This window comes from Intestinicryptomonas porci, assembly GCF_033971905.1.
Classification (GTDB): domain Bacteria; phylum Verrucomicrobiota; class Verrucomicrobiia; order Opitutales; family Intestinicryptomonadaceae; genus Intestinicryptomonas; species Intestinicryptomonas porci.
The window spans coordinates 1-22,257 of sequence record NZ_JALBUT010000011.1 but is presented as its reverse complement, the minus strand read 5'-3'; the positions used below and the strand labels follow the sequence as shown (position 1 = coordinate 22,257).

The window sequence follows — 22,257 nt, the reverse complement described above, 5'->3', positions numbered from 1 at the left end:
GAATGACGCAATTATCGGTTTTTCTGTCCAACTCTTTGGGCAGGCTTGAAAGCATGACAAAACTGCTTGCGGACGCTTCCGTAAATATCAATACCATAACCATTTTGGAAAGCGGAGACTACGGCATTGTGCGAATGATTGTCGATAAGCCCAAAGACGCTTGCAAGGTTTTGCAGGACGGGGGCTTTTCATGCAAGCTTGTCGATGTTCTTGCAGTTGAAGTGGGCGACAAGCCCGGAGCACTTTACGAACTTTTGAAAAAGACGAAGGATGCAGGAGTAAATTTGGAATATATGTATGCCATGACAAAGCCTTTGTCGCAAAAACCGCTGATGCTTATGTCATTTAAAGACATAGACGCCGCAGAAAAAATTTTGGACTAAGCTATGCCGAGCACGGAAAACGACAGGTTCGCAAAAACTCTGCGCTTTAAAACCCTTGTCCAACGCAAGGATTTTGCAGAAGTTGAAGCTTTTGTTAAAGACGATTTCTTAAACGGAGTCGATATTGCCCACGGGGGCTTTTTGTTTACTATGAGCGACTACGCACTGGCACTTGCCGCGAATACGGACGAAAGGGTTGCCATAAGTTCAAGCGGTGCGATAGAATATGTAAATCCCGTTCCGCCGCATACCAAACTGGTTGCAGTTTGCAATATGCTTGCCGGCACAAACAAGAGCGGCTATTACGAGACAAAAGTTTTTGACGCGGACAGAAAAACCTTGTTTTGCATATTCCATAGCCGCGCAATTTATAAACCTGTTTTGAAAAGCAGGTAAAAAAAGAGTAGAGAAACGTTGATTTTCTTCTTAAATATCTTCTTCTTTATTATCGTTTATAAATTGAGTGATATTGTTACGCGCTTGTCATTAAGACTTTATTGGGGCTAAGAAATAAAAATAATCCATATTCCGAAGAATAATATATACAATCATTGCAATCAATATTGTTAGCGGAACGTATTTTACTGATGTGGTTTTAGGGTAAAATATACCCATCACAATAAATGGAATTAGACATACAAAAAATACATTTTGTCTGATAGCCATTGCAAAATCCAAATGGAGCAGGGCGTATAATGCCCTTGTAGAACCGCATCCTGCACAGTAAATTCCCAAGAATTTATAAGTGGGGCAGGCGGGCAATAGGGAATTGGGATTGTTAGGATTCCCAAAATAAACGGCAATACACCACAAGATTCCTAAAACAAGAATCCCTATTCTCCATTTAAAACTTTGCATTTATTCCTCTACTTTGCGGCGTCCGCCAAAGCACCAAGAAGTATGTAAAAGAAAGTAAAAATAATTCCGAGACCAATTCCCCAAAGTGACCATTTCTTTGATGTATTGGCTGCCTCTTTTGCGGCTTCAATATTTCCGCATGCAAGAAAAGTGTTTACTTTTGAAGAGTAGACTATTGCAGCAATGCCAAATGGCAGGCAACAACAAATAGTTGTAATTATGGCTAAAACCAAATTGTTATTAATCTTTTCTTTTGATACTTTTGAAACCAGTTTGCCGCACTTTACACATACGTCGGCATTTTCTGGTAGTTCCGTTCCGCAGTATTTGCAATACATTTTTATCCTTTTATTTATTAATTTCTTCTTCGTAGTTAAATGCTTCTACCATTGCCCAAATGGAAACAGGTATGGACAAAATAAAACAAGAACACAATGTCAACAAAAGCTGAATTGTGGCTCTTTTTGTTTTACCAATATAAAAATTATGCACTCCAAAGCATCCAAATAGAATGGCAAACAGAATATAATTTGTTTCTTTATTTGAATTTTCGCACAAGTTTGTTTGCTTTACTAATTTTCCGCAATTAACACATACATCAGCATCTTCAAGAATTTGTGCTCCGCAATTTTTACAATACATAATTTTTAGATTATATAATAAGGCTTGTATTACAATTAAAAAAAACTATTGAATAAAAATTTTCAAATTATTTTTCATAAACAAAAAATAATCGGGCTCGAATCGGTATTAACTTGATTTTTTATTTATGAAAATATTCCTGAAATGATGAGTGTCAGAAAAATAATTGTAAAAGTAACGCCCATAATTAAAGCAAAATAGGCTCTTCCTGTTCCGTGTATTTTTTTCTTTTTTGCATCCCTTATACCCAAAATTCCAAACAAAATAGCAAGCGGGGCAAAAATAAGCAGAACGGAAAATAATCCCAAATAGCCTGCAATAATGCAATAAATTGATGTGTTTATCGGTATCAAAAGATGAGTACCGCTTGAATCTTCTATATCTATTTCCTGGGAAAGTTGTGTTCCGCAACGAAAACAAACTTTACTATCATTGGGCAACTCTGTCCCGCATTTTGTGCAATACATATAATTCCTTTTATTGATGCTGTTATTTTTGGTGATGTATGAATCCCCTAAAACGTTTTAGAAAAATATTCTGTTTTAATTTATTCGCATGGAAAATTTTTATCTCCCACATATGATAAAAAAATATAATTTTTTTGGGCTATTTGGTTTCGCCCAAAATCATTTCCGCATATTGCACTCCGTCTGCGGAACCGCTTTTTACTTGTGTTATCAATATTCGGTAGTATTTGTACGGTTTTGAATTTTTAAATGTCGCCGCCAAGCCTTCGGAGTTTCGCGGGGCGTCTTCTAAAACGCCGCTTTCGCCTTCGTAAAGGAGCGCCCAGCTCTTAAATCCCGCCTCTTCCGAATGCGGGGAATTTGACGCTTCAACAGTGATTTTCATCGGGTCTCTTTCGGGGCGGTCTTCGGCTGTGATAAAGCGTATTGCGTTTATTCTTTCAGGCGATGCAAATCTTGCGATAATGCCCGTATTCACGCCTTTGGGGTTAAAGCCGTCCTTGTCCTGCCCTGCGTTCATATGCTTTGTGGCGGGATTTTGGTCGAAAGCCCCGATTTCAGATTGGCGTATTTCGCTGTCGAGGGCGAATTCGTTTGCGCCTGCCTTAATCGTTCTTGAGAGAGCTTTTTGGCTTTCGCTTTTTATTGCTTCAAACTTTGCGTCCGTCAGATTTTTTGCGATTGGCGCGCTCTTTTTAAGTTCCGACTTTATTTTTATGGCGTCGATGATGTCGGCTTTTCGCTTTTCTGGAAAAGTTTTAACCTGCGTTATTTTTCCGTTTTTGAAAGAGCCAGACACCGTTGTTTTATAGGGAGCGGCGAGCTTGAAAATGCCGCTCCAGTTTTCAGGAATTGCAGGGGCAAGCATTAGCCTTTTGCCTTCGGGGTACATAATCATTCTTTGCAATATATGCTCTCCGTTTCCGCCGTTGTCTTCGTCGGGAGAGTAGTCGTTTGCGTTGCGCCAGAATGCGTAGAATTTCAGGTCGGGCTCTTTTGCGTTCGGGTTGAAGCAGAAATCTGCGTAGAATTTTGCGTCTTCCGCAAGACCAAGCATTGCGGCTTGCACGCCGTCTTGGAACCAGCATCCCGCGTGCTTGAATTTTCGCCATTTGAACGAATAGAGCGCAAGCTCGTAGTTTGGCTTGCCCAATCCGTAAAGACGGAACGGATAAATCGAGTAAAGTTCAGGATTTTCCATGTTACGCGGCTTGGCAGTCTGTTCTCCCGAATAGGGAAGCAGGACTTTTTTGCCGTTTCTGATTGCGGTTGGAATCGGGGGAAGAATTTTTAGCGTATTTTCAAAAAGTTTGCGTTCATTTGACGGCAGGATTTTCGGGCTTAACGCAAGTGCCCTTTTTAAAACAACGCCAAGACCTACGATGTCAGGAAGCGGATTTTGGACTTTCCAATATTGTTCGAGCGAATTGCATGGCGACATGAAAATCTTGCCGTCTTTGTCCCGCGGGAAGTGTTCCAAATAGAATTGCACGCCCTTGGCGAGCATCGGCACAATTCTTTCCTTCGCAAAATCTTCGTCTTGGGTATATTCGTAATAGTCGAAAGCCATCATTGAAAGCTCTATGATTGGCAGATAGTAGTGGGCCGTCCAGTGTTCGGGGCTATCGGTTGCGGCGACTCTGTCGAACCCACCGTAGCATGGCGCGGTTTCGGCAAAGTATGCGCCGCCGTGCCCGTAAAATTCTTTTGTAAGCTTTTCATTTAGTGGAAGCTGGTTGAAGTACATTTCAAAGAGCGGCTTCATCATGTCGAAATCTCCTGCCATGAGCCGCGCCCAGTACATTGGGCGGGTGTTTTGAAACCAGTACTGCCCGCCCCAAGTGCGGTAGTCGGCGTCTCTTGGCTTGTCGCGGTAGTTTTCGCGGTCGGTCGTGAAAATTGAACCGTTGAATTTTATGGGAGCTTTTCCTCTTCCCGCGCAGGCGGTTTTGTATCGTTGCAGGGTGTAGCCTTTTGTGATGTTTTCTGCTTGCCGGTCTCCTTCTGCAAATATGTAGCTGCGTAGCCAGAAGTTGCTCCACCATTCGCGGTGTTTTGCGATTCTCTTGTCCGATTTTATTGCGGACAGCTTTTGCGAAAGTTTTAAGGCTTCGTCGTGCCACGCTTGCGGATTTTCAAATTTTCCCGACAAAACCGAGATTGTGAAGCTTTGGTTTTTTGACGGTTTCTTTGAAACCAAAACATTTTGGCTTTCTGCCTTGAAATTTTCTCCGCCTGCAACCGCGCCGAATGCGAGGTTATGCAAATGCTCGTTTTGGGGGATTTTGTTGAAGTGGCAGAGGGCGATTTTGTCTTCCGAAACTTCCATGGCATTGTCGGCAGAAATTATGCCCTGCGCGTTGGGGCGCAGATTTTCAAGCTCGACTTTTGCCGCCGCCGCCCTGTCGGAAGATATGTCAACCACGATTTGCGGATTGTTTGCGTCGGCGTAAATTCTGAATATGCGGCTTTCTCTGCCCGAGGCGTATTTTATGATGATTTCTCCCTCTTTCAGCCTCAGGGTTTGCGAAAACTGCGCCTTGCCCTTTAATTCGGGATTAAGCGTGATTTTCACTTTCGCGATTTTCAAAAGCCCATTTGAGCCTTTTAAGTCTTCGCTCCAAGAGTCGGTTTTGGAAATGTAAAAGTAAACTTCTCCTTTTTCCGTCGCCCATGCGTTTAAACCTATATCTCCATTTCCGGCAGGCATCGAGTCGGCGGAAGTTTTTCCCGCCTGAGTCCATGTTATGTTTTGCCTTTCAAGACGGGAAAAAACTTCGTCTGATTCCGCCGATGCGAATGCACAGGTTGCGGAAAACAAAAATAATGTCGATAGTTTGATAATTTTTCCAAATGTTCCCATAAAAATGAAAAAGAGCATTAAATTTTTGTGTAAATCAAGAAATTATTTTAACAGACTCCACAAGCATCGCGAATGAAATTGACGAGAAAAGTATCACGCGAACCCATTTCATTATGAGCAAAAATTTAAAGCTTTTTATTAGATTTGCGAACTTTGAGGCAAGTAGAGATATTGCATTAAAAACGACCAGCACCGAAAGCATGAATATTCCGCCCAAAATGACGAACTGCACTGGAATTGAAATATCTCCCTCTCTTATGAATTGCGGCATAAGGGCGAGGAAAAACAGGGCGACTTTCGGATTTAAGGCATTCATCAAAAATCCCCTCAGAAGCGTTTTGAGCATATTTTCGCTTTTTGTGTCTGTTTTGACTTCGGCGGCTTTCGGCGTTTCCCTTGATGCTTCGAAGGCGAGGATTGCCAGATAGCACGCGCCCAAAAATTGCAGGCACACATAAAGCGAGGGTGTTTGCGATATGACAAGCGAAATTCCCGTTGCGCATAGCGCGGTGTGCATGCAAATGCCAAGGCATAGCCCGACGGTTATCAAAATTCCTCGTTTTGCGCCTTTTGCGAGGCTTTCGGCAAGCACGAACAAATTATCGGGTCCGGGCATTATCGCAAGCGCGAGGCTTGCCGCAAAAAAGCTTATGTATAAATTCATGGGAAAAGTATTTTTTTTGCAATGCCGCATAATTTCAAGACTCTTTCAAAAAATCTTTGCATAATTTTTAAATATGCGCAATTCTCGTATTGATTAAAAAAAACTCGAATATGAAAAAATACATTGCATTTTTTGCCTTTTTAATGGGAACTATATTTTGCTTGTTTGCGGCTGAAAACAAGCTTAAAGGCGAAATTTTGAAAGACGGCTCAAAGGTTTTCAAACTTTGGCAGGGCAGGGATATGCCGGGTGTCGGCGCGAAAGCTCCAATTAAAATTTGGGGCGACGACAAAAAAGACGATTTGAGCATTACCAATGTTTCAATTCCGGATATCCGCTTCTTTAAGGCGGAATCTAAAACCCCGACGCCCGCGGTTGTTATCGCGCCGGGGGGCGCGTACGGCGGTTTGGCTTACGGCAAGGAAGGCACTGCGCTTGCCAAGCTTTTGGTTAAATATGGAATGAGTGCGTTTGTCTTGAAATACCGCGTTCCGCAAAACCGCGAGGGAGCGTATCAGGACGCGCAGAGGGCGTTAAGATTTGTAAGGGCGCACGCAAAGTCGCTTAACATCGACCCGACTCGCTTGGGAATGGCGGGGTTTAGCGCGGGAGGGCATTTGACTTGCCGCACGTCTTCAAACTTCAAAGACGAAATTTATCCTCATAAGGATTTTATCGACAAGTTTTCCTCAAAGCCCGACTTCCTTATTTTGATATATCCCGCCTACACGGGCAATGACGAGCTTGTTTTGCAGCCAGATGTCCCTGTGAGTGCGGAGACAACGCCGCCATGCTTCATCGCACAAACAATGGACGACGGGCACTTGAAAGACGGGCTTACGTATTTTCTGGCGCTGAAAAAGGCGGGGGTGAAGGTGGAGGCTCACTTTTACGAAGAGGGCGGGCACGGCTACGGAATGCGCGATAGACAACATTTGCCCATGCGCACTTGGGACGAACTTTTGCTTAACTGGCTCGCTTCGCGCAAGCTTGTAAATCTTGAAGACGCTCCTCAAAAGTAAAATTGTTTTGTATTTTCGGGCAATTTCTGTTTTAAATTCATTTTTATAAACAGAAAAAAGAAATTTTGATGAAAAAACTGCTCCGATTTTACGTTTACATAAAGCCCTCTTTGTTTCCGCTTATTGTCGCGGTAGTGTGCGGTTCGGTTTTCGGCGCGAGCAGCGGGCTTATGCCTGCGGTCTTCAAATACGTTTTGCAGGGCGTCTTTGAAAAACAGGGCGAGTATGGGATTTGGTATGTTGCGGGAGTCGCCGCCGCGCTTCCTCTGATTTTTGCGATGCGCGCAATTTCAGGGTATGCGAGCGGATATTTGATGGTCTATTGCTCTTTGGAAGTCTTGCGCAGGCTTAAACTCGATTTGTTTTCCAAAATGCAAACTTACCCGATTGCGTTTTTCGACAAGTTCACGACGGGCGACCTTTTGACGAGGCTTACGAACGACTCCAATATGGTGCAGACGCGCCTTCTCGGTTTTGCTTCCGAAATTTTCCGCCAACCGATGCAGGCAATCGGCGCGATAGTGTATCTTGTTTACCAGTGCGTCAAAAGCGGGGAAGCTCTCGTATTGATTGTAGTACTTATGTCCGTTCCCGTTTTCATTTTGCCGATGCAAATTATTCGCAAAAATTTGAAGCGGTATGCGGGCAAGGCGCAGGTTTCGCTTTCAGAAATGACCCAGCATGTTAACGAGAATTTGGATGCGGTTCACGAAGTCAGGGTGTTTTCTTTGCAGGACAAGCAAATTGAGAAGTTTGGCGACCAGAACAACACCTATAAAAAATTCTTTTTGAAAGTCGAAAAATACGACCTCATGCAGCAGCCCATAATGGAAGTATTTGCCGCGCTTTTGATTGCGGCGACTTTCGTTTACTCTTATTGCTCGCACATTGATTTGCCTACATTTACTGCAATCGGCGTTGCGCTCTATTTGATTGTTGACCCCATAAAGCGCGTCATAAAAATGACAAACGACTTTATAAAGACCATGCCGCTAATCGAGCGCATTTGCGAGATTTTGGACTATAAAAGCGAAGTTCCCGAACCCGAAAATCCCGTAAAAATAGGCGAAGCCAAGGGGCGCATAACATTTGAAGACGTGGCTTTTGCCTATAAGGACAAAACGGTGTTAAAAAACGTTTCAATAGACATTCCCGCAGGAACGAGTTGCGCCCTTGTCGGCGAAAGCGGTGCGGGCAAAAGCACTTTCGCAAAGCTTGCAATGCGCCTTTACGACCCATCAAGCGGGAAAATCATGCTTGACGGAGTGGATTTGCGCGACATTTCGAATTTGGATTACATGGCGAATTTGGGGAGCGTTCCGCAGTATCCCGTATTGTTCAACGACACGGTTTTTAACAATATTTTAGCGGCAAAAGACGGTGCGACACGGGAGGAAGTTTACGCCGCCGCAAAAGCCGCCTATGCCGACGACTTCATAAGAGAGCTTGAAAACGGCTACGACACCGTTGTCGGGGAGCGCGGCGACAGGCTTTCGGGCGGGCAAAAACAGCGCATTGCAATCGCAAGGGTCTTCCTTAAAAATCCCCCGATAATCGTTTTGGACGAAGCCACTTCCGCCCTTGACGTCAACAGCGAAGCCTTTATCCAGCAGGCGATAGATTCGCTCATGAAAAGCAGGACGATGTTCATCATTGCCCACCGTTTCAGCACGATAAAAAACGTGCAGAAAATCATAGTTTTCAAGGACGGCGAAATTATCGACTTTGGCTCGCATTCCGAGCTGATGTCCCGTTGCGCGCACTACAAGAGCCTTTACGAACGCCAGTCTTCCGTCGTGAGTTAAACAATGGCAAAATTTAACGCCCAATCTTTAATTAAGGGAAGCTTTGCAAGGCTTTTTTGCATTTTGACTTTCGGCATTTTTGGCGGAGGGCGCGAGGCGTTTTCTCCGCGCGGAGAAATTTCAAGAGAGGAATTTTGGAGCGGGCATTTGCTGCCGTCTTTTTATCTTTTTGTTTTGGGATCGGGGCTTTACAGGGTGATATGCTATTTTTACGGGTTGTTTTCGTTTGGATTTACTTCCAGAAAGCTTATCTTTTCGGTAATGGTTGCGCCCGCAGTTTATATTCTTTTTATCGGGGAAATGAAGCGTTTACGCCACATCGGCTTATGGGCGGTTTGGGTTGTCGTTAATTTTTACGTGCCTTTCGGCATTTTGGCATGCGGGCTGATTTGCGCGTTTATGCCGAAAATCCGCCTGTTCGGGGGTAAGTCTCTCAAAAAGCCGCGTTTTTTGCGATAACGATAAAATTTTGGTTAATTTTTTTGCCCATAGAAAATTTTTTTTGTTTTCTTGCTTAAATAGTGTTTGACATTTAAAAAATGCTCTTATAAATTTTTATTAAATCCAAAAAACTAAATAATTTGGCTATATGAAAAAACTGATATCAACATCTATTTTTGCTTCCGCCGCGTTTATGGCATTTGGGGCGGATTATTATCTTACTTCGGGAGAGAATGTGGATATTCTCGACCTTTCAAATTGGGGCGCGGAAGAAATAACAACGTCGGATATTTTAAACATTACAAATAACGGAACTTCCGCGGTTTTGGACGGAACGGGGAAAAGCCTTTCATTTAACCACATGAATATCAGGGGCAATGTTTCGCTTGAAATTTTGGGCACGGGCAATTCGCTTGTGGGCGCGGGCACGACAAAGTCAAATATTTATGTGGGCGATGGCGCAAACAACAATTCGTATCTTGGAATTTTAGGAAGCGGTAACTCTTTCTCCGATAAGAGCGGCTGGTCGTTTATGATGGGCAACGTAACCTCTGTGTCGGGGCAAAATTTGGTTAGGGTGCATTCTTCCTCCGCCGAGGCGTCGGGCAGAAATTCGTTTGCCGTTCCCTCCTCCGTAAACTCTTTTATATATCTTTCAACCGCCGAAAATTCCGCCGCGCGCAACACTGTGAGCATTGGCGACAATTCTTCCGCGACTTTCCAGACAAATTTATATGTCGGGGCGAATTCGTCGAATAGCGCGATAAAAGGCGGCGTTGCGGAAATTGTTTTGGACGGCAAAGGCTCGGAGCTCTCTTTTAACGATTTGTTTGTGGGCGCAAACAACGCCACGCAGGAGGGCGGCACCGCGCAAATTGTAATGGGCGGGCAGCAAAATACGGTTTCCGTAACGAAAAATATGCGCATTGGCGGCTCGAATAACGGAAATTACAGCGCTTCAGGCTCTCAAAGCGGCGGCACAAACGGCATTTATATATCAGGCGAAAATAACGAATTTACAACGACCGCAACAATAAACGTTGCCTCCGCCTGGGATATGTCGGGCGGCGTGAACGAGTTTGTTGTTAGCGGCACGGGCAACGCCGTTAATTTCAACACTGCGCAAGTTGGCTACGGCAACTCAAGCAACATATTTTCGGGCGGCACCAACAGGTTCTTGGTATCGGGCACGGGCAACGTCATAACAGCCTCGCAAGGCATAAACGCCTATGCCGACAACCAGAAGGGCGGCGTTGCCGTATTTGAAGTGGCGGGCTCGAACAACGAAATTTATTTCTCCGGCAACAATATGGTTGGCCGCGCTATGCAGGGCGGCGAGAACCGCTGGGTTTTGGGCGGCGAAAACAACAAGGCGGAGTATAAGTCGGCAATGAGCTTTTTGATTGGCAGAACCGCCATGACAGGCGGCGAGGCTGCCTTGGAAATCCGCGGCAAAAACAATACGTTTAAAACGTTTAACCTGTTTATCGGCAACGAGGGTACCTCAAACGGCAAGGCAAAGTTCATCGTCGAGGGCTCGGGGCACACAATAAATGTGGCAAATTCTTTCCAGTCGTACTTCTCGGGGAATGTGGGCGCCGACGGCAAAAAAACGGGCGGCGGCTTTGAATTCATTGCGGACGCCGACGGCTTTTCCACTGTCAATATAAATAATTTCTCCACGGTTTTTACGGGGCTTATTGAAATCGACTTTTCAAAATACATTGTAAAAGACGAAATTAACGGCGACGAATTTACGCTCATAAGCATAAATAACAACGCTCAAAATCTTCTTCTCGAAATAGAAGGGGATTTGGACCAGTATTTCAGCGTCACAGGGTCGGACGACTATGAGCTTTTGTTCGGCGACAAAACTTTGGGCGTCAGGGTATTTTCAACAAATGTTCCCGAGCCTGCGACGTATGCGGCAATTTTCGGCGCGCTTGCCCTTGCGTTTGCCACATGGCGCAAAAGAAAATAGCTTTCTTTGCTATATAAATTACTTATTTTAAACCTAAAAAAGGCGTTCCAATCGGGACGCCTTTTTTATTGAAAACTGAATTTTTTAGAGCGGATTGTGAAAGTAAAAAACAGGATAAAGCCCAAGCAGGCGGCGGGGAAGCCGACGAGCGCCGTATAGTTGTAGGGAAGACCCCCTTCTATCGGAAGACCGCCTGCGTATGCGCCGATTGCGTTTCCCAAATTAAACGCGATTTGCACGCATGCGGCTCCGAGCATTTCCCCGCCTTTCGAGTACTGCAAAAGCAGAAGCTGCTCGGGGGAACCGAGCGCGAACAGGCAGAAGGTGCATATAAACATAAGCGTTGCCGAGAGTATCGGATATTGCGCAAAAAAGAATATTAGCATCAAGCTTATTGCGATTATTCCCTGCACGGCGGTAGCTACTTTTGCGGGAGTAAACTTGTCGGAAAGCTTGCCGCTTAGCATGTTTCCGCACACCATTCCGACTCCCGCCAGAAACATCAAAAGGCTTATGGACTTTTCGGGAAATCCCGACACTTCCGTAAGCAGGGGATTTATGTAGCTGTACCAGCAGAATATGCTTCCGTTTCCGAGCAGTGTGCAGGCTATCAAAAGCCATGGCATTATGCTTTTTAGGAATTTGAACTGTCCCTTAAAGCCCGTGTCTTCAATCCCGCCCACTTGCGGAATGAGGCGGAAAACCAAAAAGAGCGCCGCAAGTCCGCACATGCTTGTAAGAAAGAATGCGGCGCGCCACGAAAGAAGCGTGGAAATCGTTGTTCCGAGCGGAACTCCGAAGAGGTTTGCAATGGTCATGCCCGAAATCATAATCGAGATTGCAAGGGCGGTTTTGCCTTTCGGGGCGAGTTTAAGGGCGACTATCGAGGCTACGCCGAAGTACGCGCCATGCGGAAGCCCCGAAACAAACCTTGCAAGCATCATAAAATGGTAGTTAGGGGCGATTGCAGCGCAGAAATTTCCCAAAACCATAATTCCGACAAGCGCAAGTAGAATGTTTTTTAGCGCAAACTTTCGCGCCAAAACAAGCATCGGGGCACCGAAGCAAACTCCTATTGCGTATGCGGAAATCAAGTGCCCAGCCGTTGCGTTTGATATGCCGAGTCCGTTTGCCACATTGGGCAAAATTCCCATAATCATAAATTCGGCTATTCCCAGAACGAGAGTGCCTGCGGCGAGGGCTGACAGAGGTTTTTTCATAAAATCCGTTGTTTAAAATCGAAAATCCGAAAAATTTTAAAGGAAAATCGCAAGCAAAATTTTTCAAAACAGAAAAAAAGCTTGGCAAGTTTTTGCCGCATACTAAATTGTCTTTTATATGAAAGAGGCAATCTGGGCTATTGTTGACGAGCTTAAACGCTTGCGCGCCGAGGGGGAAGAGGGAATTCCTTTGAGCGAAGAGGCGTTTGAGGAGCTTACAAAGTTCGCGAGGATTGCCGACGGGCAAGAAGTCATAGACACTCCCGACGAGGTTGAGTTTGTAAAAAAAGTGGACTTCGATTTCAAGAAACAGGAAGAGACAAAACAGCATCAGATGGCGCAAAAATTGAAAATCGTGGTTGGCGGCAGAGATTTTGAAATAGAGGCGGTTCCCGAGCCCACGCCCTTTGTTTTGCCCGAAGCCGACAAGAAAACCCGCTGGGAAGCCTTGCGCGAAATCGTTTTGGGCGACAAGGTTTGTGCGCGCCATTTGCGCGAGGGCAAGAAAATCGTTTTCGGGGTTGGAAATCTCGACGCCGACATATTTTTCTGCGGCGAAGCTCCGGGGGCTGACGAAGAAATACAAGGCGAGCCTTTTGTCGGCAAGGCGGGTCAGCTTCTCACAAAAATAATAAAGGCGATGGGGCTTGAAAGGGAGCAGGTTTATATCGGAAACATTATGAATTGGCGTCCCGAACTTCCGACGCGCACGGGCAACCGCCCGCCCACTGAAGTCGAAATGGCGTATTGCCTGCCGTACTTGAAGGCGCAAATCGACATTGTAAAGCCGAAAGTCATCGTTGCTCTCGGCAACACTGCCGTGACGGGGCTTTTGGGCGCGGATACCAAGCGCAGAATGGGCGCAATTCGCGGGAAATGGCATTCTTTCAACAATACCGACCTGATGGTCACATACCACCCGTCTTTTCTGCTTCAATACGCTTCAAACGAGAAAAAACGCCAAGTCTGGGAGGACATGATGGCGGTAATGGAGCGCGTGGGCATTCCGATTTCCGAAAAGCAGAGGGGCTACTTTTTGTGATTTTACGCCTTCTTGCGTTTTTTCAAGATGTTTATTTGGTCGCGGATATGCGCCGCCTTTTCAAATTCGAGCCTGTCGGCGGCTTCTAACATTTCCGCTTGAAGCTCAGCGATAAGCTCTTTTAATTCGTCCTCTTTTTCGGGGACTTTTTCGGATTTTTCATCCTGCTTTACGAGCGAATCCATTATGGGTTTTGAAACGCTTTTCGGGGTGATGCCGTTTCTTTCGTTGTACCTTTGTTGGGCAAGGCGTCTGCGCTCGCAAACGCCCACGGCTTCCCTCAATGATTTTGTCATTTGGTCGGCGTATAAAATCACCCTGCCGTCAACGTGCCGAGCGGCTCTTCCCGCGGTTTGTATAAGGCTTGTCGCGCTTCTTAAAAAGCCTTCCTTGTCGGCGTCCAAAATGCAGACGAGGGATACTTCGGGGACATCCAACCCTTCCCTCAAAAGATTTACGCCGACAAGGGCGTCGAAGTTCCCCTTTCTCAGCCTTCGCAGAATTTCCACTCTTTCAATGGCGTCGATGTCGGAATGCAGGTATTCGGTTTTGACTCCGTTTTCGCGCAAAAAATCCGCGATTTGCTCGCTCATGCGCTTTGTGAGCGCCGTAACGAAAACTCTCTCCTTGCGTTTTGCGGCTTCTTTAATTTCTGAAATGCAGTCTTCAACCTGCCCCTTGATTGGGCGGATTATCATCTTGGGGTCGAGAAGCCCTGTGGGGCGTATAATTTGCTCGAAGACATTTTTTCCGCTTTCTTCGAGTTCATACTGTGCGGGCGTTGCCGAAACAAAAACCGTTTGTCCCGTAAGTTTTTCAAATTCTTCGGGCTTTAACGGGCGGTTGTCGAGCGCGCTGGGGAGCCTGAACCCGTATTCCACAAGGCGGCTTTTCCTTGATTTGTCGCCATTATACATTCCCCTTATTTGCGGGACTGAAACATGGCTTTCGTCAATGAAAAGCAGGGTGTCTTTCGGGAAGAAGTCGAGCAGGCACCACGGGCGCGAGCCGGGCTCCCTGCCGCCGATTTGGCGCGAATAGTTTTCAATTCCCGTGCAAAATCCCGTTTCGTGCAGGAGTTCCAAGTCTTCGAGAGTGCGCATTTTGATGCGCTGGGCTTCCAAGAGTTTTCCCGCTTTTTCAAATGCTTTCACTTGTTCTTCAAGCTCTTCTTTTATTCGCGGAATTGCGGCTTCTATGCGGTCTTGCGGAGTTACAAAGCTCGTCGCGGGGTAAACGTCAAAGCGTTTTAATTTGCAGATAACTTCTCCCGTTATCGGGTCGATTTTTTTCAGGGAGTCGATTTCGTCTCCGAAAAATTCCACTCTGAGGGCGGTGTCGAGATACGCGGGGAAAACGTCAACCACGTCTCCTCTGACTCTGAAAGTCCCGCGTTCAAAAGATATGTCGTTGCGTGTGTAGCGGCATTTTACGAGTTTGTCGATAAACACGTTGCGCTCCAAGTTAAGCCCCGTCAAAAGCGGAACCATCATTTCTTTGAAGTCGTCGGGCGAGCCCAACCCGTAAATGCACGAAACAGAAGCTATCACTATAACGTCGCGTCTGCTTACAAGCGAGCTTGCCGCGGATATGCGCAGCTTTTCTATTTCGTCGTTTATTGAGGAATCCTTTTCGATGTATGTGTCTGTCTGTGGAATGTAGGCTTCGGGCTGGTAGTAATCATAGTAGCTTACGAAGTATTCCACTGCGTTTTCGGGGAAGAATTCCTTAAATTCCGCGTAGAGCTGCGCGGCGAGCGTTTTATTATGCGAAATTATCAAGGCGGGGCGGTTTGATTTTGCGATGACGTTTGCCATCGTGAAAGTTTTACCCGAGCCCGTGACTCCGACGAGAGTCTGGTATTTTTCTCCCGAAGCTATGCTTTTGCACAAGCCTTCTATCGCCTGCGGCTGGTCGCCGGAAGGGGAAAATTTTGAATTTAATTTAAAAAGAGGCTTAACCATTTTTTCTCAATGCCGATAAAAAAATTAGATATTATCGCCGTTTTTCAACTCTTTTTTTTGATAACTTTGCCGTACTATTATATGTCGCAAAAATCTGTTGACAAAGTTATATGCGTAATATTTACTTTGAATTTAACTAACTATTAAACTATTTTTTTATATGCGCCCGCGAATGCGGTTTGCATCTAAACAAAAAAGAATGGGGAAATAACTTATGAAAAACATATCAAGAAGAAACTTCATATCCAAAGCGGCGGGGGCCGCGGCGGCGGGAGTGTTCCTGCCGACGCTCATCCCTTCGAGCGCACTTGGCAAGGCTGGGACTGTTGCGCCGAGCAACAGAATTAACGTCGCGTTCATCGGCCACGGCATGCAGTCGGGTGGCCACCGCGGCGACATGGCAAGAAATCCAAGGACTCAGATTTTGTCGGTTTGCGACGTAAAACTTGACGTTCTCGACAGAGTATACGGCGAAGTTGAAAGAATAAACAAAGATCGTGGCATCGGCAATTCTCTGCAAAAGACCATTCACTATCAGGAAGCTCTTGACAGGGACGACATTGACGCGGCGTTCATCGTAACTCCCGACCACTGGCACGTTGCAATCTCCCTTTACGCAATTTTGCGCGGCAAGCACGTTTATTGCGAAAAGCCGCTTACTTTGACTGTCCGCGAAGGCAGAATTTTGTCGGACGCGGCGAAAAAGGCAAATATACGTTTCCAGACAGGCTCGCAGCAGCGTAGCGAATACTGCTTCCGCAAGGCGGCGGAATTGGTTCGCAACGGCGTAATCGGCAAGCTTAAGGAAGTTTATATTTCAATCGGCAACTTCCCGCCTCCGCTGGAACTTCCGGAAATGCCGTTCCCCGAATGGATGCCAAAGGAAAATTATGATTTGTGGCTCGGGCCGACGCCTTGGCGTCCGTTCCATACCGAACGTATCAAGGGCGACTACGGTGGCGGTTGGCGCAGATTCTGGGAATACGGCGCACGCAAAGAAGGCGACTGGGGCGCACACCACTTCGACATTGTGCAGTGGGCAAAGGGTATGGACCATTCCGGCCCCGTAAAGTTCTGCCCCGCAGGCACGGACGGCGTTCCCTGCCGCTTCTACCAGTATGCTGACGGCACTACAGTTTACATCAATCCTCCCGGCGACATGGGCAAAGGCAAATGGGGCGGCGGCACGCGCGGCGAAGCCATCCGTTTCGTTGGCGAAAGCGGCGAAGTTTTGACAAACCGCGGCAACGTATGCAAAGTTGTTCCCGATGCCGCATTGGGCAGGCAGGCATTGAAGCCCGGCTCTACACAGCTCCATCCGAGCATGGGGCATCGCCAAGACTGGATTGACGCAATCATAACAGGTCGCGACACCATTTGCAATGCGGAAATCGGCCACAGAACCGCGTCTATCTGCCATTTGTCGTCAATCGCTTTGCGCTTGAACCGCACGGTAAATTGGGATCCGAAGAAAGAACAGGTAATCGGCGACGACCAGGCGGCGTCAATGCTCGACCGTCCGCGCCGCGCTCCATACTTCTTGGGCGCATAATTGGAAACGAATTAGAAAGGTTTTTTTAGAATGAAAAAATTATCAATCGCTTCTCTCATCGCTTTTTCGGCTCTCTCCGTTTTTGCTTGGGACAATATGCCGAAAATCGTGGCTGACGCAACCGCAGTTGTCGAAGCAAACACTCCCGCCGACGTCATAAAGGCGTCTTTGGAAGCTGTAAGCACGGGCGTTCAAGACCCGAATTTGGACAGAAACAAAAACTTTGAACAGCAGGAAAACGCTTTCATCAAAACTTGGGTTGCCACGGAGGCGTCGTTTTATTACGGCAATCCGAAAATGGACAAGTCAAAGCGCAATGAATTTGTTTCCGCCTGCGTTTCCGCCTACAAAAACATCAAGGGCAAGGATTTGAAATCAAAGGAACAAAAGATTTTCTTGTTGGGGCTTATGCAAAACTGCCCTTCTGAAAAGTCTATTGACCTCTTGAAGGGAACTCTTGGCGACAAAGATAAGGATATTGCAGACGCCGCAAGAATGGCGCTCCAACAAAATCCCGAAAAGTCGGTTTCCACAATTTTGGTAAATGCAAAGAGCAAAGACAAAGTTTTGGCAAGCGGTCTTGTAAACGCACAGGCTACCCGCGCCTACGACAAGAAGGCGGCTCCCACAAAAATCAAAGCTTTCCAGGAAGAAAAGTCTTCAAGCCTTAACCACGGCGCGTCTTTGATTGCCGCCAAGGGTTGGTATTCCAAAGACAGCTTTGAAGAGCAGAAGCAGAAAATCACCGCAAAAGACAAGGGGGCAATTCGCAGGGCTCTTGAATCCGACAACAGCCGCGACATGATTTACGCAATCCAGTTCGCAGTTGAAGATCCTTCCATGATGGAAACTTTGAAGGCTTCTTACGCAAAGAGGGATGACGTTGTAAAGGCTTGGGTATTGACCGCTTTGGGCGATACAGGCACCCCCGCCGCCCGTGATTTCATCATAAACGCCCTCAAAGAAACCGATTCCGACAATGTGCGCCTTGGCGGCGCGTGGGCTCTCTCATGCATTGGCGACGAGCAGTCGGGTTTTGCGGCAATAGATTTGCACAAGGCTGTTTGGGGCAACGGGCATATCCGCAACTTGGTCGAATATTCAGTAAGGTCAATGAAGCCCTCCAAGGCTTTGGACAATGCAATTCTTGAAGGCGTTAAAAACTTCGACCGTTCTTGCATCCGCTTGGCGGGCGCACGCGGGCTTACCGAAGCATTGCCGAACATCGTAAAGGCAATCAAGGAAAACAAGGAACGCGGCGACGCTTGCGGGGCTTTCAGAGAATTGGGAACAATGAAAGACTTCTTGAAATTCATTGAAACCGCTATCGAAATCAACGACAACTGGCTGAACAGGGAAGTTTTCCAGATGATGAACCATTTCTCATTGGCGATTTACGACACCGATGTGGCTCCCACTACCGAAGCTCTCGACAAATTGCAGGAAAAGGCTACGGCAAAGGGCGTAAACCTTCCTTGGGACAGAATGAAGGACCTTGTTAAATACAAGGGCAAACTTCCGAGAAAATAAGGCTTAACTCGTAAAATTTAAGGCGTATTTGCGTCTTATTTCAGACAAATAAAAACAAAAGGTGCTTGTAAAAGTTTTTTACAGGCACTCTTTTTTTATTTTTTTTGAATAGCTTAATTTTCAATACAAATTTTATATATGCTTTAATCGGTTTTCAATAACCTGAAATGTTATTTCTAATTTATTTGGGAAGATTAAAGTTTGTTTTATGTAGAGTCATAAAAGTTTCTGCGTCGTTTTTTGTTATTCCGCTCATATTGACATATCGCGAGCGAAGCAGATTTAAATCTCGATGCCCCATTTCGCTTTGCAACCTGATAAGGTTTTTAAAGTATTTTAAGTGGTAGCTTGCAAATGTATGGCGCAAAACATCGTTTGTCCATATGCCTTTAAATCCTGCAGAATCCCGTATCGATTTCCATTTGCGAATCCAGTCGGGAGGGCATATTTTTCCTGTTTTGCCGTTTTGGTATTTTAACAGCCATTTTTTTAGGACATCCAAAATTTCGACATGGCGTACGCCTCCCGTTTTGCTCGTATTTGAAGTTATTGTTATTACGTTTTCTTCCATGTCGATGTCTTCCCATTTTAAGCGCGATACTTCTTTTGGGCGAATGCCTGCCCAAAGCATGATTCCGAGCGCAGGTGCGCTTTCTTTGAATTTATTTGTTTTTACGATTTCCAAAAGATTTACTATTTCTTCTATTTTAAGTGGAATTATTTTTTTCTCCTTTATCTTTTTTGCTTTTATTTCCGATATGAAATTTTCTTTTAGCCATTTGTTTTTTTGTGCAAAAGAAAAAAATCCCGAGAGAAAAGTTCTTGCCTTGTTAAATTGCGATGGAGTGGAAAAACAAGATTCTATCCATTTTTGGCATTTCATGGATGTCAAGTTTGTAAACGTTGCGTTTTTCATTTCAGGGCATATTCTGAAAAGCCTTGATGCTATGTATTTTATGTCTTTAAGAGTATCTTTGTTAAGCGATGATTTTGTTTTAAGATAAATGTTAAATGCTTCGAACAGTTTTTGGCTTCTTGTATAATCTTTGTATGATTTTATGCCTAAATTTATAACTTTTTGACAATACAAGGTGTCGGAAATAAAATCTGGCATGGCTTCTTTGCTATCCAGTATATTCCTTATCAACCTGCTTGCGTCAATAATAGTTATACCTGTACCTTCAAGTAACTTTTTTGATAATAATATTTCATTTTGCATTGTGTATTTAAAATACCGATGTCAATTCTATTTTCCAGATTTTTTTGCATTTTATTTCATTTGAACGGCTTAAAGGAAATAATCTGAAAAAGATTTTATGGGGTATTCCCATATTTAATAATTTATTTTTTATGTAAATATATTATTATTATATAATTATGAAAATGAAATCCATACAGTATTTTAAATACTACCATCATTGGCAAAAAATAATTTAAAATCATTAAAATATTATGAAAAAACAAAATAAAACTTATAAGCCTATGGCAATCGCCGCATTGTTTTGCGCGGCTGCCGGAATATATGCAAAAGACGATGGTTGGCAGTATAAAGATTCTGAAAAAACCATCATTGAAAATACTGGCGCGGGGACTGAAAACCGTCTTACTCCGCTTGCAAAGGGAGAATATTTAAATAACAAAGAAGAAATCGAACATGTGTCAAATGTTGAAATCGCGTCCGGTTCTGCGAAATATGTTTATGACACGACTGTCATGAAGGAAACCAAGTTGGACGGTATCGTTCTTGACGGAGAAGCCCAAAGTGTATCTATAGCAAGCGGCGCAGAGTTAAACGTTGATGTCACAAAAGACGATTTAGGCGCACCTGTTAATAATCAAAGCTCTTCTGCCATTATTTTTTCAGAAGAGGCAACATCTGCAAGTTTGAATGGGGACGGAACTGTTGTCGTAAAGGCCGCCAATGATGCTGTTGCAATAGAATCTAAGGGCGAAGCTTCTGTTGATATTTCGGCAAAAAAGATTTCGGCAGAATCCACAATACAAGGAAATGCCGTCGCAATTGATGTTAAAAATGCAGGCACTATTTCGGTTGAAACTTTGTCGGCAACGGCTAATGACGGTTCTGTAACTGCATTGAAAGCGGAATCTGCGGGTGATGTTACAATTGGTGCTGCGAATGCAGGCATTTCAATCAAAGATGCCATGGGTGATGTTACAATTGGTGCTGCGAATGCAGACATTTCAATTGATAATGCCATGGGTGACGTAACTATTGTAAGCGGCACTGATGTAAAAGTTGGCAATATTGCTGCCGATAAAACCGTAAAAGTTGATGAAGCTTCCGGTACGGTTTCTGTTGCGGGTGAAGGCAATCTGACCGTTGGCAAGGCGAATAAAATTGAACTCACCGATGATAACTCTTTGGGCGGCAAGCTCACCGTTACGGAATATGCCGAGAATATTGATGTTAATTCTCTTGGCGCAGCCGATGTTCAATTGCAGGATACGGAATTTAAGGCGAACGAAGTTAAGGGAGACGCCAAATTTAACGGCAAGGGCAATGTCGAAATCGGAAATGCAGGTTCTGTAACAGTTGCAAGTGGTGATAGTCTTGATGGCTCGCTTACTGTTGGAACTGTTGGTAATATAAATGTTGATACAATCACAGGTGATACAACAATTACAACAGCAACCGGCGATGTAGCAGTTAACGTAGGTGCTAACGTTTCAGTTGAAGAGGCACAAGGTAAAGTTACTCTTGGTGATGTTGATAATGTAACTCTTGGCAATGTAGCTGGCGATATTGATATTGTAGATGCAGGGGCAGTTAAGATTGGTCAAGTTAATGCAAGTGCAAAAGTTGCAACATCTGATAGCGTTGAAGCTACAATGGCTTCAGGTGGTATCTTAGATGCAGGCGATACAACATCTCTTACTGCAAAAGTTGAAGAGGGTACAACAAATGTATATGTAAAGGCAAATTCTGCAACAAATGTTGATCTTCAAACATTAGGTGGTACAACAAAAATTGATGCTCAGAAAATTGAATATCAAGGTGATGTTAATGGTGAAATTTCTTCACTTGCTAATAATGGTAATGTAACGCTTTCCCGTGTTGATGTTCTTGAAGTAAAAAATGGCACACAGGCAAATATTACTGTAGATAGCACAAAAACATCTGTTGACGTTGACTCTCTTGCAGGTGATCTTGTTATTAAAAAGGCATCTGCAAGTGGTGTTACAGTTACAAATTCTACAGGTAATGTAACAGTTGGTCTTAATTCCGCAAACTTGACAGCTACCAACATAACAGGCAATGTTGATGTAAAAAGTGTAGAAGGTGAAGGAGACGTAATAGTAGATTCTGTAAGCGGTAAAGTTACAACTTCCGGCGATCTTAACGGCAAGCTCACTGCTTCCAACGTTTCGGGCAAAATTGATACAACTGCGGGTAAATTGGGTTCTGCTGATATTTCTTTAAATGGCAACGATTTTAATGCCGCAGTAGTTAGTGGAGATGCGAAACTTTCGGGAGTAGGCAATGTTGTAATAAAGGATGCGGGGTCAATAACTGTCGCGGAAGGCGATAAACTCGACGGCACACTCAATGTTGATGGCGCACTTCAAGGAAATTCCAATATTGCTGAAATTACAGGGAAAACAACAATTTCCGATATAAAGGAAAATGCAACATTAACAATAGGCAAGGGTGCCGATATTGATATTTCCGGTGCAGGCAACTTGAATGTTGAAACAAGCGCAGGCAAGATAACAGCGGGCGACTTGGGCAACATCAATGCAGAAAACGCGACGGTAGCGGGCATAGAATCCGCAGGCAAGGTTGGCGACATAACAGTCGGAG

20 protein-coding genes are annotated in these 22,257 nt (G+C 44.9%); 11 read left to right on the top strand and 9 right to left on the bottom strand.

The genetic code is table 11. The features are described 5' to 3' along the window. Positions 1 to 2 precede the first annotated feature (2 nt). Together MOX91_RS08640 and MOX91_RS08635 are read left to right on the top strand one after the other, a co-directional pair. Positions 3 to 383 carry an ACT domain-containing protein gene (locus MOX91_RS08640; protein ID WP_370397679.1) on the top strand — a complete coding sequence of 127 codons (381 nt, stop codon included), beginning with the start codon at positions 3 to 5 and terminating at the stop codon, positions 381 to 383. 3 nt (positions 384 to 386) lie between these two features. Next, the gene (locus MOX91_RS08635) at positions 387 to 779 is read left to right on the top strand and encodes a PaaI family thioesterase (RefSeq protein ID WP_370397678.1); all 393 of its coding nucleotides are present in this window, start codon (positions 387 to 389) and stop codon (positions 777 to 779) included. Positions 780 to 869: 90 nt separating this feature from the next. Here the strand turns inward: MOX91_RS08635 and MOX91_RS08630 are convergent, their stop codons facing one another. The 6 genes from MOX91_RS08630 to MOX91_RS08605 all read right to left on the bottom strand — a co-directional run bounded on the left by MOX91_RS08630 (position 870) and on the right by MOX91_RS08605 (position 5,877). Beyond that, complete coding sequence (locus MOX91_RS08630; RefSeq protein WP_370397677.1) at positions 870 to 1,241, bottom strand: DUF2752 domain-containing protein; 372 nt, start codon at positions 1,239 to 1,241, stop codon at positions 870 to 872. 8 nt (positions 1,242 to 1,249) lie between these two features. Next, positions 1,250 to 1,579 carry a CD225/dispanin family protein gene (locus tag MOX91_RS08625; RefSeq protein ID WP_370397676.1) on the bottom strand — a complete coding sequence of 110 codons (330 nt, stop codon included), beginning with the start codon at positions 1,577 to 1,579 and terminating at the stop codon, positions 1,250 to 1,252. A 10-nt stretch (positions 1,580 to 1,589) separates the two neighbouring features. Continuing rightward, the gene (locus MOX91_RS08620) at positions 1,590 to 1,883 is read right to left on the bottom strand and encodes a TM2 domain-containing protein (protein ID WP_370397675.1); all 294 of its coding nucleotides are present in this window, start codon (positions 1,881 to 1,883) and stop codon (positions 1,590 to 1,592) included. 125 nt (positions 1,884 to 2,008) lie between these two features. Continuing rightward, positions 2,009 to 2,350: a DUF4190 domain-containing protein gene (locus tag MOX91_RS08615; protein ID WP_370397674.1), complete on the bottom strand. Its 342-nt coding sequence runs from the start codon at positions 2,348 to 2,350 to the stop codon at positions 2,009 to 2,011. Positions 2,351 to 2,489: 139 nt separating this feature from the next. Next, positions 2,490 to 5,213 carry a DUF5703 domain-containing protein gene (locus MOX91_RS08610; protein WP_370397673.1) on the bottom strand — a complete coding sequence of 908 codons (2,724 nt, stop codon included), beginning with the start codon at positions 5,211 to 5,213 and terminating at the stop codon, positions 2,490 to 2,492. Positions 5,214 to 5,247: 34 nt separating this feature from the next. Then, on the bottom strand, positions 5,248 to 5,877 hold the full coding sequence (locus MOX91_RS08605) for a LysE family translocator (RefSeq protein ID WP_370397672.1): 630 nt from the start codon (positions 5,875 to 5,877) through the stop codon (positions 5,248 to 5,250). Positions 5,878 to 5,987: 110 nt separating this feature from the next. Between MOX91_RS08605 and MOX91_RS08600 the strand changes: the two genes are divergently transcribed. From MOX91_RS08600 to MOX91_RS08585, 4 genes are all read left to right on the top strand, one after another. Beyond that, a complete protein-coding gene (locus tag MOX91_RS08600; protein WP_370397671.1) occupies positions 5,988 to 6,899 on the top strand; it encodes an alpha/beta hydrolase in 912 nt (303 codons plus the stop codon). 68 nt (positions 6,900 to 6,967) lie between these two features. Beyond that, the gene (locus MOX91_RS08595) at positions 6,968 to 8,704 is read left to right on the top strand and encodes an ABC transporter ATP-binding protein (protein ID WP_370397670.1); all 1,737 of its coding nucleotides are present in this window, start codon (positions 6,968 to 6,970) and stop codon (positions 8,702 to 8,704) included. A gap of 3 nt (positions 8,705 to 8,707) precedes the next feature. Further along, on the top strand, positions 8,708 to 9,163 hold the full coding sequence (locus MOX91_RS08590; RefSeq protein ID WP_370397669.1) for a hypothetical protein: 456 nt from the start codon (positions 8,708 to 8,710) through the stop codon (positions 9,161 to 9,163). A gap of 130 nt (positions 9,164 to 9,293) precedes the next feature. Next, positions 9,294 to 11,126: a PEP-CTERM sorting domain-containing protein gene (locus tag MOX91_RS08585; protein WP_370397668.1), complete on the top strand. Its 1,833-nt coding sequence runs from the start codon at positions 9,294 to 9,296 to the stop codon at positions 11,124 to 11,126. 65 nt (positions 11,127 to 11,191) lie between these two features. On the opposite strand, the gene araJ is transcribed toward MOX91_RS08585, so the two are convergent. Further along, positions 11,192 to 12,346 (bottom strand): MFS transporter AraJ, encoded by a 1,155-nt coding sequence (gene araJ, locus MOX91_RS08580; RefSeq protein ID WP_370397667.1) that lies wholly within the window; start codon positions 12,344 to 12,346, stop codon positions 11,192 to 11,194. A 118-nt stretch (positions 12,347 to 12,464) separates the two neighbouring features. On the opposite strand from araJ, the gene MOX91_RS08575 reads away from it, so the two are divergent. Further along, the gene (locus MOX91_RS08575; protein WP_370397666.1) at positions 12,465 to 13,388 is read left to right on the top strand and encodes a uracil-DNA glycosylase; all 924 of its coding nucleotides are present in this window, start codon (positions 12,465 to 12,467) and stop codon (positions 13,386 to 13,388) included. Positions 13,389 to 13,390: 2 nt separating this feature from the next. Here MOX91_RS08575 and uvrB read toward each other — a convergent pair whose 3' ends face one another. Continuing rightward, positions 13,391 to 15,352, bottom strand: coding sequence for an excinuclease ABC subunit UvrB (gene uvrB / locus MOX91_RS08570; RefSeq protein ID WP_370397665.1), 1,962 nt, complete (start codon positions 15,350 to 15,352; stop codon positions 13,391 to 13,393). Between the two features lie 214 nt (positions 15,353 to 15,566). Here uvrB and MOX91_RS08565 point away from each other — a divergent pair, with 214 nt between their 5' ends. Beyond that, a complete protein-coding gene (locus tag MOX91_RS08565) occupies positions 15,567 to 16,904 on the top strand; it encodes a Gfo/Idh/MocA family protein (RefSeq protein ID WP_370397664.1) in 1,338 nt (445 codons plus the stop codon). A 30-nt stretch (positions 16,905 to 16,934) separates the two neighbouring features. Continuing rightward, positions 16,935 to 18,434, top strand: coding sequence for a HEAT repeat domain-containing protein (locus MOX91_RS08560; RefSeq protein ID WP_370397663.1), 1,500 nt, complete (start codon positions 16,935 to 16,937; stop codon positions 18,432 to 18,434). Positions 18,435 to 18,615: 181 nt separating this feature from the next. Here the strand turns inward: MOX91_RS08560 and MOX91_RS08555 are convergent, their stop codons facing one another. Next, positions 18,616 to 19,119 carry a tyrosine-type recombinase/integrase gene (locus MOX91_RS08555; RefSeq protein WP_370397686.1) on the bottom strand — a complete coding sequence of 168 codons (504 nt, stop codon included), beginning with the start codon at positions 19,117 to 19,119 and terminating at the stop codon, positions 18,616 to 18,618. Here MOX91_RS08555 and MOX91_RS08550 point away from each other — a divergent pair. Both MOX91_RS08550 and MOX91_RS08545 read left to right on the top strand, forming a co-directional pair. Next, entirely contained in the window at positions 19,049 to 19,438 is a 390-nt protein-coding gene (locus MOX91_RS08550) for a hypothetical protein (RefSeq protein ID WP_370397687.1), read from the top strand. The two genes, MOX91_RS08555 and MOX91_RS08550, sit on opposite strands and share 71 nt — an antisense overlap. Positions 19,439 to 19,886: 448 nt before the next feature. Next, the coding region (locus MOX91_RS08545; protein ID WP_370397662.1) for a beta strand repeat-containing protein at positions 19,887 to 22,257 on the top strand (2,371 nt) is incomplete at its 3' end.